This is a genomic window from Paenibacillus kobensis NBRC 15729 (assembly GCF_004000825.1).
Taxonomy (GTDB): domain Bacteria; phylum Bacillota; class Bacilli; order Paenibacillales; family Paenibacillaceae; genus Paenibacillus_T; species Paenibacillus_T kobensis.
This window is the reverse complement of record NZ_BILZ01000021.1, coordinates 24972-40760: the sequence shown is the minus strand read 5'-3', so window position 1 is coordinate 40760 and position 15789 is coordinate 24972. Positions and strand designations below refer to the sequence as shown.

14 protein-coding genes and 1 pseudogene are annotated in these 15789 nt (G+C 53.1%); 13 read left to right on the top strand and 2 right to left on the bottom strand.

Annotation, left to right across the window (positions count from 1 at the left end; all coding sequences use genetic code 11):
• Positions 1–139: 139 nt before the first annotated feature.
• From tagH to PKO01S_RS13965, 4 genes and pseudogenes are all read left to right on the top strand, one after another.
• Positions 140–898: pseudogene (tagH, locus tag PKO01S_RS13980) on the top strand (teichoic acids export ABC transporter ATP-binding subunit TagH); the annotation flags it as partial.
• Positions 899–941: 43 nt separating this feature from the next.
• The gene (locus PKO01S_RS13975) at positions 942–1940 is read left to right on the top strand and encodes a copper amine oxidase N-terminal domain-containing protein (protein WP_127531966.1); all 999 of its coding nucleotides are present in this window, start codon (positions 942–944) and stop codon (positions 1938–1940) included.
• A gap of 312 nt (positions 1941–2252) precedes the next feature.
• A complete protein-coding gene (locus tag PKO01S_RS13970) occupies positions 2253–3017 on the top strand; it encodes a YveK family protein (protein ID WP_164779605.1) in 765 nt (254 codons plus the stop codon).
• Positions 3007–3666 (top strand): CpsD/CapB family tyrosine-protein kinase, encoded by a 660-nt coding sequence (locus PKO01S_RS13965; protein WP_164779604.1) that lies wholly within the window; start codon positions 3007–3009, stop codon positions 3664–3666. The genes PKO01S_RS13970 and PKO01S_RS13965 overlap by 11 nt, the downstream gene beginning before the upstream one ends.
• Here the strand turns inward: PKO01S_RS13965 and rocD are convergent.
• Positions 3663–4868 carry an ornithine--oxo-acid transaminase gene (gene rocD, locus PKO01S_RS13960; protein WP_127531963.1) on the bottom strand — a complete coding sequence of 402 codons (1206 nt, stop codon included), beginning with the start codon at positions 4866–4868 and terminating at the stop codon, positions 3663–3665. The genes PKO01S_RS13965 and rocD overlap by 4 nt on opposite strands.
• A 108-nt stretch (positions 4869–4976) precedes the next feature.
• Here rocD and mobA point away from each other — a divergent pair, with 108 nt between their 5' ends.
• The 9 genes from mobA (at position 4977) to PKO01S_RS13915 (ending at position 15456) form a co-directional block, all read left to right on the top strand.
• Entirely contained in the window at positions 4977–5582 is a 606-nt protein-coding gene (gene mobA / locus PKO01S_RS13955) for a molybdenum cofactor guanylyltransferase (protein WP_164779603.1), read from the top strand.
• Positions 5583–5756: 174 nt separating this feature from the next.
• On the top strand, positions 5757–6416 hold the full coding sequence (locus PKO01S_RS13950; protein ID WP_127531999.1) for a sugar transferase: 660 nt from the start codon (positions 5757–5759) through the stop codon (positions 6414–6416).
• A 59-nt stretch (positions 6417–6475) separates the two neighbouring features.
• Positions 6476–7585: a glycosyltransferase gene (locus PKO01S_RS13945; RefSeq protein WP_127531961.1), complete on the top strand. Its 1110-nt coding sequence runs from the start codon at positions 6476–6478 to the stop codon at positions 7583–7585.
• Entirely contained in the window at positions 7573–8979 is a 1407-nt protein-coding gene (locus tag PKO01S_RS13940; protein WP_127531960.1) for a hypothetical protein, read from the top strand. Before PKO01S_RS13945 ends, PKO01S_RS13940 begins: the two co-directional genes overlap by 13 nt.
• Positions 8980–9031: 52 nt before the next feature.
• Positions 9032–10138 carry a glycosyltransferase family 4 protein gene (locus PKO01S_RS13935; RefSeq protein ID WP_164779602.1) on the top strand — a complete coding sequence of 369 codons (1107 nt, stop codon included), beginning with the start codon at positions 9032–9034 and terminating at the stop codon, positions 10136–10138.
• Positions 10135–11274 carry a glycosyltransferase family 4 protein gene (locus tag PKO01S_RS13930; protein ID WP_127531958.1) on the top strand — a complete coding sequence of 380 codons (1140 nt, stop codon included), beginning with the start codon at positions 10135–10137 and terminating at the stop codon, positions 11272–11274. The genes PKO01S_RS13935 and PKO01S_RS13930 overlap by 4 nt, the downstream gene beginning before the upstream one ends.
• Entirely contained in the window at positions 11271–12710 is a 1440-nt protein-coding gene (locus tag PKO01S_RS13925) for a lipopolysaccharide biosynthesis protein (protein ID WP_127531957.1), read from the top strand. The genes PKO01S_RS13930 and PKO01S_RS13925 overlap by 4 nt, the downstream gene beginning before the upstream one ends.
• A gap of 12 nt (positions 12711–12722) precedes the next feature.
• Positions 12723–14117, top strand: coding sequence for a sugar phosphate nucleotidyltransferase (locus PKO01S_RS13920; protein WP_127531998.1), 1395 nt, complete (start codon positions 12723–12725; stop codon positions 14115–14117).
• A 4-nt stretch (positions 14118–14121) separates the two neighbouring features.
• Positions 14122–15456, top strand: a complete 1335-nt coding sequence (locus PKO01S_RS13915; protein WP_127531956.1) for a UDP-glucose dehydrogenase family protein — start codon at positions 14122–14124, stop codon at positions 15454–15456.
• A 10-nt stretch (positions 15457–15466) separates the two neighbouring features.
• Here the strand turns inward: PKO01S_RS13915 and PKO01S_RS13910 are convergent, their stop codons facing one another.
• Positions 15467–15787: a hypothetical protein gene (locus PKO01S_RS13910; protein WP_127531955.1), complete on the bottom strand. Its 321-nt coding sequence runs from the start codon at positions 15785–15787 to the stop codon at positions 15467–15469.
• Positions 15788–15789: the final 2 nt, after the last annotated feature.

Genomic DNA, 15789 nt, shown 5'->3' with positions numbered 1-15789 from the left:
AACTACTTATAAAAAAATGATATAATAGTGTTTAATTCGGATCTTCCGCATGTTTTTACTCTCCGGCTTAATAATTTGTCGAGTGTGTTTAATAAAGTGATAGATAATTCATTAGCATGATTAAAGGTGATTTTCAATTATGAGTTATAGAGTCAAATTTCAAAGTGTCTCTAAACGGTACAAGCTCTACAGCAAAACCTCGGACAAGCTGCTCGACCTGTTCTCTCTTCGGCGTCAAGGGACAGCACATAACGCGTTGCGAGATGTTTCCTTTGAGGTGGAAGAAGGGGCTGTCGTGGGCATAGTCGGACTGAACGGGTCGGGCAAAAGCACATTGTCCAACCTGATTGCCGGTGTAACGATGCCAACGGAAGGTCAGGTCGAGATTGTAGGCTCAGCAGCGCTGATCGCGATCTCCTCCGGCTTGAACAACCAGCTTACCGGCTTAGAGAACATTGAGCTGAAAGGCTTGATGATGGGCTTGTCGAAGCAGCGGATCAAGGAGATTACACCCGGTATTATCGAGTTTGCGGAATTGGGCAAGTTCATTCACCAGCCGATCAAGGTGTACTCTAGCGGGATGAAAGCAAGGCTCGGATTTGCGATATCGGTACATATCGACCCCGATATTCTTGTTATCGACGAGGCGTTGTCCGTAGGCGATCAGACGTTTACGGATAAATGTATGGCCAAAGTGAATGAATTCAAGGATCGGGGCAAGACGATCTTTTTCATCAGTCACTCGTTGTCGCAGGTCAGTAAATTTTGCAACAAGGCACTGTGGATCCATGAAGGAAGCGTTCGGCAATATGGTGAAATCGACGAGGTTATTTCGAGTTATAAAGAGTTCCTTCGCGTTTATAATGCCTTGTCCGACGAGGAAAAGAAACAGATGCGTGCGGCCCACTGGGGCTAATTTATAATTAAGGATGAGATAAACAATGAACAAACGCAATTTGAAATGGTTACTGATGACGCTTGTACTCTTGTTATTCGTTGTTCCGGCAACGGCTGCAACGGCCGCTGCGCCAAGCGCGGCTGGCGGCGTGAAGTCGGTTGCTTACGAACTGAGCTTCGACGGGAAGACGCTGAAGCTGCCGGAAGGACAATACCTGTTTATTAAGGACGGCGTTTCCTACGTGCCGGTCCGCTTTATCTCTTACGCGCTTCAGCAATCGGTGACGTGGGATTCGAAGAATGCGAAAGTTACGGTTGCGAAACCAAGCGCGATTCAATTGACCGCGCTGAAGGAGTATTTGACGAATGCGATTGCTCCGGCAGGGACTCCGGCTGCGAAAGGCAACGTAGCATTGAAATTGCAGGCTTCGAGTGCTTCGTTCGTATTTGATGGCGTCGTGAAGAAGCTTCCAGCTAATCAAACGGCTTACTTGCTGGGCGGCAGCCTGTATGTTCCGGTTCGTTTCATGAGCGAGAGCACGGGCTCTGTCATGAAGTGGGATTCGGCGAATCACCGGATTAGCGGCGAATCGGAATCGTTCCGCAATACTGCCAATACGGGCAATAACGGCGATGGCGAGACGACAGGCTCGACGAATAACGGCGGCGGCAACGGACCGACAACCGGCACGCCTGGCGGTGCAGTTGGCGGCAGTGGTGGTGTTGTCTCGTATGAAGCGCTTGTAGCCGATGCGGACGCGAAGATTCAATCGTTGTATAACAGTGCGAAGTCCAATCTGATGAGCCTTGGACTTAGTTACATTGCAGCACAGAAGGCTAATGACAAGGCTGAGATGCAGAAGTTGTACGCGGAAGGTGACAGCTACATGACGGAAATCACGAGCCAGTTTAATGCGATTCTGGCTGATCTGAAGTCGAAGCTGGTGGCTAACAACTACAGCACAGCTATTATTAGCGAGTATCAAGCAAAGTTTAACGAAGAGAAAGCAGCTGGCATGGCATTGCTGAAGTCGTTGAACTAGACGTTCACTCTCAATAGAAAGAACGGGGCAGGGGAATTTCCCTCTGCCCCGTTTTTTTTGCGTTAGCGCTATCCCTCCCCTTACACTCCGGCATCCCCTCTGCCAAGCGCATTTCTCGCTGCTCTTACATTTTCTTGCTTAATAATAATTGAACGGATGGCATAAAAGGATATGATTGACGGCTTCATGATTCGTGTTAAAATATGTTTATATCCTACACTTCGACGTATTTTTGATATTAATTCGATATTTTATTCCATATTTTTTGGTTCAATTTTGCCGATCAACTCTGAAGATAAGAGAGGGATATCAGTGCCGGATGAGATTGATCTGCTGGATTATATAACGATTGTTCGGCGCAGATTGTGGCTCATTGTTCTTCTCGTCATTATCGGCTCCGGCGCTGCGTACGGCTACGGCCAGTATAAGCAGGAACCGGTTTTTGAGGCGTCTGCCAAGCTGATTATGACACGTACGGCTGCCGGTGGCGGAACAGATGCGCCGGACTCCAAAGTCATTGAAGCCAATCTAATGTTGATCGAGACGTATAAGGAAATTATCCGAACCCCAGTCGTGCTGAAGAGAGTGGCCTCGGAGCATCCGGAGCTTGGCATGTCTTCCGGGGAAATTGCAGGTAAGATTCGGGTCAGTTCAAGCTCCACATCGCAGGTGCTGACGATTCAAGCAAGAGACGGGTCGTACAGCCGCGCTGCTAAGCTGGTGAATGCCGTGTCTTCCGTATTTCTTGCCGAGGCGGAGCGGATCTATAAGACCCGCAATATCGAGCAGTTGTATACAGCGGAGGATAGTCCTGCTGCTGCGCCGGCGCCGTTAAACATGGGGATGAAGAAGCTGCTTGTATTTGCGGTTGTGCTTTCTGCGATTGCGGGCGTAGGACTTGCGGTTCTGCTTGAATTTTTGGATCGGACGGTCAAAAGCGAGCGTGACATTGCCCGTGTTCTCGGTCTGCCCACATTAGTCGAGCTGGCGCTGCTTCGAGTGAATGAAACACCCGGCGCTAGAAGCCGAAAGCTGCGAATGACGGGGGAGAGCCGGGATGTCCCGATTGAGAAGTAAGCTTGTGACACTAAGCGGGGGTAACGCGGCCTTATCGGAGCGTTACCGGTCGCTGCGTGCGCAGCTGGAACAAGTGGAGAAAGCCGGCGCCCGATTGCTGGCGGTTGTGACACCGGCGGCTAATAATGGTTCTGTCGAGATGATCGCCAACTTGGCGGTTACCTATGCCCAAGCGGGAAGAAGAACGTTGATCATAGACGGCGATTTAGGCAACCCTGTTCTTCATAAGCTGTTCGGCCTGCCGAATGCGGCGGGATTCAGCCAGGTGCTGGAGGGCCGCTGCAGCATTGGCGATGCCATTCAAGATGACGTGCTTCATCATTTAAGCGTGCTGACGGCTGGACACCGTTCCGATCATTACGGTGACATTGTCGGGGCTTTTCCTTTACGTGAGCGGTTGGAACAGTGGCAGCAGCAGTTCGAATACGACATGGTATGGGTGAATACGCCGCCGGTACTGGATTCGGCGGACGCGATTCAGCTTGCGGGCGCATGCGACCGTGCGCTGTTCGTGCTCAGAAGCGGCGCGGTTAAGGAAGACGAAGCCGTTCGAACGCGCCGATTGCTGGAGGCAGCCGGCGTATCGGTAATCGGCGCTGTTCTTACCCATCATCAGCCGCGCAGAAGATGGCTTCCGTTTAAGTTTTAAGGCTGGAACACATTCGTTAGACGGCCTATTGCCCATTCCAGCTCTGCGGGCGTTATCGTTAATGGCGGCGCAAGCCGGATGGTGTGGTTGTGCGTTTCCTTACACAATAACCCTAGTTTCATTAACCGCTCGCAGTAAGGTCTTGCCGGTACATGCAACTCAATGCCAATGAACAAGCCGCGGCCGCGAACTTCGCGAATATCCGGGTGCTGAAGCTCCCGCATTGCCTCCAGCAGCCGGTTGCCAAGCTCGTGAGAGCGTTCGGCGAGCTGTTCCTCTACGGTGACGGCTATCGCCTCTACGGCTACGGCACAGGCGAGCGGGTTGCCGCCGAATGTAGAGCCGTGAGAGCCCGGATCGAACACGTCCAGAATGTCACGGTTCGCGGCGATTGCGGAGACCGGAAGCAGTCCGCCTCCAAGAGCCTTGCCGAGCACGTAGATATCGGGCGCGACGCTCTCATGGTCACAGGCGAACCTGCGGCCTGTACGGCCAAAGCCGGTTTGAATCTCATCGGCAATCAACAGAATGCCGCTGGACCTGCACAGATTCGCGCATGCGGATAAATAGCCTTCAGGCGGCAGTACAATGCCGGCCTCGCCTTGAATCGGTTCGATGAGCAGAGCGGCTGTATGAGGTGTGACAGCCTGTTCAAGCGCCTCGATATCCCCGTATGGAATGATCCGGAAGCCTGGAGTGAACGGACCGAAGCCGCTTCGATACTCAATGTTGGAAGAGCAGGAGACGGCAGTAATGGTTCTCCCGTGGAAATTGTCCGTACAGACGATGATTTCCGCTTGTCCTTCTGGAATGTTTCGATGTTTATAGCCCCAGCGCCGCGCCGCTTTGATGGCGGTCTCGACCGCCTCGGCCCCTGTATTCATTGGCAATACCGCTTCCTTATCTGTATATCGTGTCAATTCGGTGCAGAAGCGAATGTACGGCTCATTATAGAAAGCGCGGGAAGTAAGCGTTACGCGCATGGACTGGTCCAGCATCGCGCGGACCAGCCGGGGATGCCGGTGTCCTGCGTTCAATGCCGAGTAGGCGCTCAGCATGTCGAGATACTTGACTCCATCCGCATCCGTCACCCAAGCTCCCTCCGCAGCGGTAATCACGAGAGGAAGCGGAAGATAGTTATTGGCTTCGAGCGGGTGGACTCCTGCAAGCAGCTTCTCGTTGTTGCTTGGACGTTGATTCACGTTCGAGCATCTCCTTCATAGGCGAATAGCCTGGCCTGATTCTGATATTCGGCGGTAATAGATTGTATGCGCAGCGATGCGACGCTTATGAACGACAGGAGGGCGAAGATGAAAGTGACCGAAGCGATTGTGCTCGCAGGAGGACGCAGTTCAAGAATGGGGCGGGATAAAGCGCTTCTGCCCGTGAAAGGGCAGCCGCTGCTTATTTATCTCATCGCGAAGCTTAACGGGATGGGAATGCGGGTGACGGTATCCGCTGGAACGCCGGAGCAGGCAAGTATGTATCGCGGGCTTATTACGGAACATTTGCCCACCTCTGGCACTGGAATCGTAGAAGACTTGTTTCCGGGAGAGGGTCCTCTTGCAGGTCTGCATGCCGCATTATCTTCACTTCAGCAGCCGGACTATGCGTTTGTACTGGCTTGCGACATGCCGCATGTATCGTCTTCCTTGATCGGGCAGCTTGAAAGTCATCGGGCGCCGGATGCAATGGTTGTTGCTGTTCAAGGCCAACCGTTCCATGCCCTTTATCATACGAACATCGTTCCGCTGCTAGCGGGTAGATTAGAATCCGGGCAACTCAGAATGATGGAAGTGCTCCGCGAAGCGAAAGCGGTTGTTATAGAAGCCGACGATGATGACACGAACTCCGCGTTTACGAATCTGAACACACCGGAAGCATATATTGCTTTTCTTGAGCAAGACCAGCAGTGACGCTGGGACGCGATAAACCATTACGAGCTGCGCTTAATTAGGACACATAAGGCACATTCTCGTACAAGATTTTATCCTATAGAGTTTGAGGCTTAGCTAAATCAGGAGGGTATACGGATGTTGCCGGTCGGCCGTGACGAAGTGCAGTTTGTGAATACAGATAGGGAACAGGGCATGCCGCTCGACTATGAATTAGAGGCCGGGCAGCAGGATCGGTGCGAACGGAAGGCAGTCTATGAGACGATGAAGAGAGTGATGGATGTCGGAGGCGCTATAATCGGACTTTTGCTTCTTCTGCCAATCTTGACCGTTGCCGTTCTATTAATCAAGCTGGAGAGTCCGAGAGGGCAAGTCATCTTCTGCCAGACGCGTGTCGGCAAGAATGGGAAGGAATTTCGAATGTTCAAGTTCCGTTCTATGGTGCCCGATGCAGAGAATCGGCTGGAAGAGCTGCTGAAGCACAACGAGATTCAAGGGTCCATGTTCAAAATGAAAAGCGATCCGCGCATTACGGGCATCGGCCGTTTCATTCGCAAGACAAGCATTGACGAATTGCCGCAGCTGGTCAACGTCCTTAGGGGCGAGATGAGCCTGGTCGGTCCAAGGCCTCCTCTGCCGAGAGAAGTTGAACAATACAGCAATCACCACAAGAGGCGGCTCGACGTTATTCCGGGCTGTACGGGACTATGGCAGGTCAGCGGACGCAACGATCTGAGCTTTGAGCAAATGGTAGAGCTTGATTTGGTTTACATTCGTAAGCGCAGCATATGGTTTGATTTCAAAATATTACTGAAGACGGTAAAAGTGTTTATCTTGCCGAACAGCGCCTATTAATCGAATCGAATGAATGTTCGATCCAGCAATCGAATCCGGCAGGACAGGAGCATGAATCGATGAGGATTCTGCATATTGGAGAATACGTGAATGGCGGAATCGCCACGTACCTGAATGAGATCGTGCAGTATCAATCCAGTCGGCACGACGTGCATGTACTGCTGAGTCGGTACAACAGCCACTGTGATTGGCAGATTGAAGAGGACCGGGTACGGTATTACGATTACCGCCGGCATCCGAAATATTTTATCCGCGCCATGAAACAGATCAATCGCGAGATCGAGCGAATTAAGCCCGATATCGTACATCTCCACAGCACGTTCGCAGGCCTGTTAACACGCGCTTTATTGTTTGTCCGCAGGGAATACGAGTTCAAGGTCATCTATTGTGCGCATGGATGGCCGTTTATTATGGACGTTTCCGGCTATAAGAAGCGATTGTACGGGTTGATCGAGCGGGTATTGGCTGCGCGTACCGATCTTATTATTAATATTTCCGGACATGAGCTCCAGACATCGATGAAGCACGGGATACCGGCCGAACGCTCGGTATTAATTTATAGCGGCGTCCCTGACGGAAGCGGGGGCGTATGGCCGGCCGAACAATTCGATACCGGAACGATCAATCTGCTGTATATCGGCCGTTACGATAAAGCCAAAGGACTGGATATCCTAACGGACCAGTTCCGCACGCACAAGTTCCCCCACGTTACCTTGCATACAGCCGGCGGTAGCATTCTGGGCGATCAGAGCATCGATATTCCGGAGTTCGTCGTCGACTTAGGCTGGATTAAGCACAGCGAGATCGACCGTTACTATTCGATGTGCGATGCGGTCATCGTTCCTTCGCGCTGGGAAGGGTTCGGACTTGTAGCTGTCGAGGCGATGCGCAACAGCAAGCCGGTTATTTGCAGCAACCGGGCTGCGCTGCCCGAGCTGATCCGACACGGAGTGAACGGGTACGTCTTCGATCCGGACCGTCCCGACGAACTGAAAGCGATCATAGAATCGCTTAACAAGCATGAATTGGAGCGAATGGGCGCGCGGGGAAGGCAGATTTACCTTGAGAAATTTACGGCGGCACGCATGAACCGCGAGATCGAGGCTGCCTATGAGCGGCTGCTGGACGACAATCTCGAAAGAACGAGCGATATGGTATGGGAAACGTAGCCGCACACCCGGGAACCGGCTTTGCTCCAAGGGACGGTCGAGGCAGCTCGAGACAAGAAGCTTTTCTGTGCTGGGCGTATTTGTGCTTTCTGCTGCTGCTAACCATCTATCAGGACTTCCCGCTGAAAAATATGATCGGCGAAATCGGGCGTACGCCTATCATTATGATGATGCCCGTATTTGCGGCGAGTGAGGTTCATCTCTTGCTTCGCAGCAAGAAGCTAAGACTCGAAACCGGCATGCAGAAAAATATGCTCCTGTTCGTGCTCTATCTTGCTTTCGTTAGCTTAACGTACGTAATGGTCCAATATATGCAGGCCAACTTCGCGCTGGGCAGTGAGAAGCTGCTAGTGAAAGCGATCAAGGTGCTCATCTACTTCCTGCTTATCCTTCTGTATGTCAGGCATATGCACAGAGTGCTTCACCGCGCATCGATGCTGGGCGTCCTGCACCGGGCGTTCTGGATGGTGTTTCTGTTTCTGATGGCGGTTATGCTCGTGGAGCTGGCGACGATTCCTCGTGCGCTTACGTTCCTTCACTCCAGTCCGAATCCCTATTGGCGGGTGCGGCTGTTAACCTCCGAGAGCAGTACGACCGGAACGATCATGGTCGTGTTCGGAGCGGTGCTGCTCGAGCTGTCGCGGAAGCTTCACAGGCTAGGCCGTCAATTAGCGAATATAGGGGTCGTGGCGGGAGTTGGACTGTATGCAGCGGTGACGTCTTCGAAAGGGTTTCTGATCGTACTGTTCCTTACGGTCATCATTATGATGCTCCGGATGCTGGATATTCGGCGTGCCCGCAACATCGTTATGCTTGTTGTTATCGGAAGCGGCGCCTATTTCGCCTTTAAGTATTTGTCGGGAGGCGTCATCAGCTCGCTGCAGAACGATATGCAGAATTATACTTCTCTCTACACAAGGCTTGGAACGGTTCTAATCGCGGTCATTACGGTGCTCCATCACCCGTTCGGCGTTGGAACAGGGGCATTCGTGATTTATTTTAATACCTACTTGGACACGGCCATTGATTGGATGGGCAGCATGTTCAACACTTTGATGGGCTACACAAGCATCAATACGACAGAGCTTGCCACCTATGCGGATTCCGACAAAAATCTAGGCGTCAAATCCGGATTCTTCCAGTGGATCATGTACGGCGGAGCGGGAGCGCTGCTGTTCTTCACGCATTTGTTCCGCTGGACGCGTGCGCATATTGGTCCGAGCGTCGTGTTGATGGCCGCGTTCATATTTATACTGCTGTCTCTATTATTCATCTCGCTAGATATCAAATACGAGGTGTGGCTTTTCTTTACATTCATTGGCGTATCTTCAATTCGAGAGGATGCTGCTAGGCAAAAGAGGGATCGGTTTGAACGTTCTAATCGTCTGCAGTGACTTCCCCTACCCGGCCAATCATGGCGGGAGGGTCGATACATGGGGAAGGATTATGGCCTTACACGCTCTTGGCATGCGCATTCATGTGCTCGTATGCGGCAATCAGCAGCAGCCGACTGCGGATGAACTGGCTGTCGTGAAGCGTTACGCAGCGGAAGTGACGATTGTCCCAGCGTCATCGAAGCTGGTGAAATTACTTGCGCCGACCCCTTATCAGGTTGCCAAGCGCGACCCTTTGCGGTTCGCCGAAATAACGGGCGGTCCGTACGATTACGTCATTCTGGAAGGTGAAGCGACGTATCCGATCGCCAGTAACTCCGCCGTGAGGCAGAGCGGGACGAAGCTGCTGCTTCGGGTGCATAACGATGAAGTCGTTTATTTCCAGGCGCTGGCTAGAAGTACGGGCAATTGGCTCCACAAGCTGTATTACTATTCCGAAAGCATCAAGTTCAGTTGGCTTCGCCGTCATGTATTACGCAATATCGATCATTACATGTTTATATCGAGCAAAGAGTACGAGAAATTTCATCATGCCCATCCCGGCAAACGGAGCATGTTCTTGCCTCCGCCTGTCGAGTTGGACCGGTTCGCAGCCTTTCGTCCTCATGCGCGGGCTGTTGTCTTCGTCGGATCGTTATTTATGCCGAACAACCGGGAGGCCATTGAATGGTACTTGCAGCACGTGCATCCGCGCATGCTGCACCGGCCGGAATACCGTTTCGTTATCGCAGGGAACAGCAGGAAGCAGTCATTGGATTGGCTACACAAGTTCGATTTGGAGCGGGTGGAAGTGTTCGATACGCCGGAAAGCTTGGAGAGCATCTACGAGATGGGATGCTTATTCGTCAATCCGATGCGTAACGGAGCAGGCGTCAAATTAAAAACAATCGAAGCGATCCAGCACGGATTGCCGGTTGTATCGACCACCATCGGCTGCGAAGGCACCGGGCTTGTCGACGGGGAGCATATTGCGGTAGCTGACGACCCGGAACAGTTCGTCGAGAAGCTCGATGAGCTTCACGCAAGGGAAGACAGGCGAGCGGAACTGTTGGCTGCGTCGCAGCAGTACATCAAGTCGCAATACAATCAGAGGCAGAGAATCGATGAATTTATCCGTTCGCTGCACCCGCTTGCAGATGGTGAAGGGAGACAGGAATGACTAGGCCAGATATTGTACGCGTCTTATTCGCCACCCATTCCGATAAGAAGGGCGGAGCGGAGCAAAGTCTGATTCATCTGATCAACTATCTGGATCCGGCAAGACATAAGGTGTTCCTGCTTTGTCCGGCGGACACCTCATTTCTGAACGAAATCCGGGTGCCGTTCGAGCATGTTCCGATCAAGCTGGATAGCGTGAAGACAAAGTTGGGCTGGCGCTATCTTGCGAACGTCTGGAAGATCGGGGTGTTCGTCCGGAGCCGGGGTATCGATATCGTTCACGCGAATGGCTGGAGAGCGCCATGGTTCGCAGGGCCGCTCCGCCTGCTGACCTCGGCTAAGCTCATTTGGCACAATCGCGATCATCATGAATCCGGGATGTATACGAAGGTGCTGCCGGTGTTATTCGACCGGGTCATCTGCATATCCCGTTTCGTTCAACGGTCTTTGCACAGCGGAAGGACGAGCGTCGTCTATAATGGCGTCGACCGGCTGACCGAAGTGACGAAGACGAGAACGTTCATGGAGGATGGCGTACTGCTGCTCGGCATGTTCGGACGAATCGTGGAGTGGAAAAGGTACGACTACGCGATCGAGGCTCTGCATCACTTGGGTGCACGCGGCATTCGAAATTGCCGGCTGCTCATCGTCGGGGACACGGCGGTTGACGGCTCCGCTTCCTATTACGAGGAACTGAGGAGGAAGGTGGAAGCGTACGGGTTGGCAGAGCAAGTCGTATTTTATGGTTATACGGACCGGCCGGTTGAATTGATGAGCAAGTGCGATATTACGATCAATTTCTCGCGGAATGAACCGTTCGGCCGGGTCATTATCGAATCGATGCTGGCACAGACGCCGGTCATCGTATCGGATTCCGGCGGCGCGCCGGAGATTGTAGAGCTGACCGGAGGCGGTCTCGTTGTAGAGGACGGGAACGCGGAGCAATTGGCCGCATGCATCGAGCGCTGGATCAATGGCCAGGTCCCTCACCGCGAGCTGGCGGAACAAGGGCACCGCAACGTGCTGGAGCATTGCGACATGCGCGGGGTGGCAAGGCAGGTCGAAGACATCTATGAGCAATTGCTTGGAGTTGGCGCGCAGAAGCAATTGGTGCACGAAGCAAGGGATCAAGCATGATTAAACATGGGCTTCTTTATTTGTTAGCCAAGCTGGTTACGGGATCGATCGGCTTTGTCTCGCTGTTCCTCTACACTCATCTGCTGTATCCGGATGAGTATGGAAGGTACGCGACGGTTCTTATTTATGTAAGTGTGGCAAGTGCCTTGCTGTATCAATGGTTCCGGTTGGGTTTGATTCGCTTCGTGCCTAAATATGCGGGTGATGAATCCCAATACCGCAGGCTGCTGCGTACCGTTGCCGCCGGTTATGTTGGCATGTGTCTATTGTCCGCGGGAGTGGGGGCGGTACTGCTCCTTGTGACCGGTATCCGGCTGACGGAACTGGCTTGTGCGCTTCTCCTGCTCTGGACGAGCGCCTGGTTCGAGCTGTCGCAAGCGCTCCAGCGCTCGAATTTGCAGCCCGTTCGATTCGGGATCATGGCAACGGTCAAATCGGTGTTGATTGTCGCGCTGAGTGTTCTGTTTATTGAGGCAGGATACGGTGAAACCGGCCTTCTATACGGTATTGCAGCGGGAACGGCGGCCGCCAATCTTCTATTCAGCTCGGAATGGAAGGGGATCAAGGGCGCGCCATACGATAAACGGCTTGCGGCGCAAATCCTTCTATATGGATTGCCTTTGATGATAAGCGGAAGCATGGCTTACGTCATGCAGTCCATCGACAGGCTGATGATCGGCTGGCTGATGAGCGACGCGGATGCAGGGGTGTATGCGGCCGGTTACGACTTTTCGTTCCAGACGGTTGGGATGCTGATGATGGTCGTAAACTTGAGTGCGCTGCCGCTCGCTATCCGCAAGCTGGAACAGCAAGGAGAGCATGCTGCGCGCGAACAGATGAGCAATAATTATCAACTGCTGCTGCTCATCGCCGTTCCGTCTGTCACGGGCATAACGCTTCTGTCTTCTAATCTGACCGCAGTTATTTTCGGGGAACATTATGCCGGCTCACTGGCTGCAATTCTTCCTATCATCTCTTTCATGATGCTGGTGCAAGGAATCAAGCTCTATTATACGGATGTATCGTACCAGCTTGGCCGGACGACCTATTGGCAAGTCGTACCGGTAGCGCTTGGAATCCTATTGAATATCGGGCTCCATTATACGCTTATTCCGATATACGGATTGAAAGGCGCGGCTGTCAGTTCGTTGATCGCCTCGGCGCTGATGTTGGCCGCTAATATTTATATTACGCAGCGATTGTTCAGGCTTCCTTATTCGCTTCAAGCGTTATCCCGGATTCTGCTGGCGGCGCTCATGATGGGGCTGGCATTGCTGCCGGTTGCGGGCATGCGGGGGCCGTTCGGACTCGCTGTACAGGCTGCAACGGGAGCGGCCGTATACGCGGTCGCATTAGTCGTATTGAACGAGTTTCAAATCAGGACGAAGCTCATGGCAAGAGCACGCAAGCGGTTGGAGACTAGATTGAGCGAATAGGAGAATCCGATGATGAAGATCGTCCTCTTATCCGGCGGATCGGGCAAGCGGCTCTGGCCGTTGTCGAACGATACCCGGTCGAAGCAGTTTCTCAAGCTGCTTCAGACGGAGTCCGGGCAATATGAATCGATGGTCCAGCGTGTCTGGGGGCAATTAACCCGCGCGGGATTGAGCGAGTGCGCTTACGTAGCAACGAGCCAGTCACAGATTGAGGTGATCAAGGCTCAGTTAGGAACGCGGCAGCCGATTATTGTCGAGCCGGAACGCCGGGATACTTTTCCGGCCATTGCGCTTGCGGCTGCATACCTTCACTCGGTATGCGAAGCAGCTCCGGATGAAACGGTTGTTGTCCTGCCGGTTGACCCGTTTGTCGAAGACCGTTTTTTTGTCCAAATTTCGAAACTGGAGCATATGCTTGAAATAACGGGAGCGGATATTGGGTTGTTGGGAGTGCGTCCGACGTATCCCTCTGCCAAATACGGCTACATTGTTCCGCGTAACTCGCCGGATGGCGGCATGGAATACTGTGAAGCGGAGCATTTCGAAGAGAAGCCGTCCGAGCAGCGGGCTGCCGAGCTGATTAGCCGGGGAGCGCTATGGAATTGCGGCGTGTTCGCTTTTCGGCTCGATTATATGATGCAGGAGCTCAGAAGCCGGGGACTTCCGGTTGTCTATGAACAGTTGAATGAACGGTATGCGAGCCTGACCGCGATCAGCTTCGACTACGAAATCGTAGAGAGGGCGGAGCGGGTTTCGGTTTTGCCGTACGACGGCAGCTGGAAGGACCTTGGGACATGGAACACGCTAACGGAAGAGATGGGAAGCAGCAGGGTCGGCAAAGCGGTTCTGTCAGACGATTGTCAGGCGGCGCATGTGATTAATGAGCTGGAGATTCCGGTAGCGGTACTGGGGTTGTCGAACGTTATTGTAGCGGCGAGCCCCGACGGGATTCTAGTGGCGGACAAGGCGGCGAGTCCCCGGATCAAAGAAGTGATGCGTCATCAGGAGCAGCGTCCGATGTATGAGGAGCGACGCTGGGGCAGGTATCGGGTGCTGGACTATATTCAATATCCGGATGGCGGGCAAGTGCTGACGAAGCGCATTCTTATTTCTCCGGATTGTAACTTAAGCTATCAATATCACCGCAAGCGGCAAGAGGTCTGGACCGTAGTGGCAGGACGAGGAGAGATCGTGCTCGCAGGAGAGCTGCGCACCATCGAACGGGGAGACGTCATCGTCGTTCAGCCGAACATTCTGCATAGCGTGCGCGCGATTACGGATCTGGAGATGATCGAAGTACAGACGGGCGAGGAGCTCGTGGAAGAGGATATCGTCCGATTGGAGCTGGATTGGCACAACATTATAACGAAATATGTAGTCTCGGCTAGTAGACGAAGGGAGGCTTAATGTAATGAAGTTAACAATAGTGGGTACTGGTTATGTTGGACTCGTGTCTGGCGCTTGCTTTGCTGAGCTTGGACATGAAGTAGCGTGTGTGGATAAACTTGCGAATAAGATCGATCAGTTGAACAATGGTGAAGTTCCGATCTATGAACCTGGTCTGCAAGAAATGATTGCGCGTAACCGGGAAGCCGGCCGGCTGCGGTTCACCACCCGTCTCGATGAAGCGGTTCGGGACACTGATATTGTTATTATTGCCGTCGGTACGCCACCATTGCCGAGCGGAGAGGCGAACTTGGGTTTTATTCAAGAGGCGGCAGCAGAGATAGGCGGTTGCTTGAGCGGCTACACGGTCATCGTGACCAAGAGCACGGTTCCTGTCGGTACGAACGAGCGTGTCGAACGATGGATCCGGGAGAGGACGGCCGTACCGTTCGATGTCGCGTCGGTACCGGAGTTTCTGCGGGAAGGCTCTGCGATTCGAGATACGATGAATCCGGATCGCATCGTCATCGGCACGAAGAGCCGACATGCTGCGGCTGTGCTGGAGCAGCTGCACCGGCCGTTGACGGAGCAGATCGTGCATACCGATCTGTACAGCGCAGAGATGATCAAATACGCGTCCAATGCATTCCTGGCGACCAAAATTTCCTTTATTAATGAAATTGCGAACTTGTGTGAAAAGGTAGGCGCTAACGTAGAGGCTGTAGCAGCCGGCATGGGAATGGATAACCGGATCGGACCGGCCTTCTTGAAGGCGGGGATCGGTTACGGAGGGTCATGCTTTCCGAAAGATACGGATGCGCTCGTCCAGATTGCGGGCCATGCCGAATATGATTTTAAGCTGCTGAAGTCGGTTATTGAAGTGAACAAGCTCCAGCGCAATGGTGTTCGTTATAAACTGCGGGACTCGCTCGGAAGCTTGCGCGGCCGAACAATCGGAATATGGGGATTGGCGTTCAAGCCTGGCACCGACGATGTTCGTGAAGCGCCGGCCCATGAGATTATGCAGCAGTTGCTGGAGGATGGGGCATTGCTGAAAGCTTACGATCCGGTTGCCCAGAGCAATTTCCAACGTTCTTTCCGAGGCGGGGATGATACGGGGATTACCTGGTGTTCCGATCGCTGGAGTACTGTAGAAGGATGCGATGCGCTTTGTCTGCTGACGGAGTGGGAGGAATTCACGGAAGCCGATTTGGGGCAGGTCGAACGTTTAATGAGAGGCTCTGTCCTCGTAGACGGACGCAACGCATATCGGTTAGAGGATGTCGAGCGGACGCAGCTGCAATATTATTCAGTGGGGCGGCCTGTTCGGAACGAGAAGGGGCCTCTGCAAGTGCAATAGCTGCAGCCGGTTAATTCGTCAGAAAGTGAAGGATAACCGCGCCGTGTCCATACCAGTTCATGCCGGCCAGCATAGCCGCACCATCCGCAACGAGAACGGTCGGTATGACCATGGCGATTGTACGGGACTCGCGAGTCATGGTCCGCATGCCAATCGCATACGAAAGAATAAACAGCGATGCGTATACCGCAATACCTGTTACAGACAGCGCTGAGATCGAACCTGTCAATATGACGGGGATGCTGATCAGAAACATTATCATAGGCAGCAATGCGGATGCGGACAACAGATGAGCCAGCAGCGCGATTGTATCCTGAATAGGAACAGCCATCG

What these genes read in the sequence shown, in the direction of transcription:
- PKO01S_RS13950 (WP_127531999.1), top strand. Translation starts at nt 5,757, where the DNA reads ATGCCGCTCGACTATGAATTAGAGGCCGGGCAGCAGGATCGGTGCGAA.
- PKO01S_RS13930 (WP_127531958.1), top strand. Translation starts at nt 10,135, where the DNA reads ATGACTAGGCCAGATATTGTACGCGTCTTATTCGCCACCCATTCCGAT.
- PKO01S_RS13925 (WP_127531957.1), top strand. Translation starts at nt 11,271, where the DNA reads ATGATTAAACATGGGCTTCTTTATTTGTTAGCCAAGCTGGTTACGGGA.
- mobA (WP_164779603.1), top strand. Translation starts at nt 4,977, where the DNA reads ATGAAAGTGACCGAAGCGATTGTGCTCGCAGGAGGACGCAGTTCAAGA.
- PKO01S_RS13945 (WP_127531961.1), top strand. Translation starts at nt 6,476, where the DNA reads ATGAGGATTCTGCATATTGGAGAATACGTGAATGGCGGAATCGCCACG.
- PKO01S_RS13940 (WP_127531960.1), top strand. Translation starts at nt 7,573, where the DNA reads ATGGGAAACGTAGCCGCACACCCGGGAACCGGCTTTGCTCCAAGGGAC.
- PKO01S_RS13910 (WP_127531955.1), bottom strand. Translation starts at nt 15,787, where the DNA reads ATGGCTGTTCCTATTCAGGATACAATCGCGCTGCTGGCTCATCTGTTG.
- PKO01S_RS13920 (WP_127531998.1), top strand. Translation starts at nt 12,723, where the DNA reads ATGAAGATCGTCCTCTTATCCGGCGGATCGGGCAAGCGGCTCTGGCCG.
- PKO01S_RS13915 (WP_127531956.1), top strand. Translation starts at nt 14,122, where the DNA reads ATGAAGTTAACAATAGTGGGTACTGGTTATGTTGGACTCGTGTCTGGC.
- PKO01S_RS13935 (WP_164779602.1), top strand. Translation starts at nt 9,032, where the DNA reads ATGGCCTTACACGCTCTTGGCATGCGCATTCATGTGCTCGTATGCGGC.
- PKO01S_RS13975 (WP_127531966.1), top strand. Translation starts at nt 942, where the DNA reads ATGAACAAACGCAATTTGAAATGGTTACTGATGACGCTTGTACTCTTG.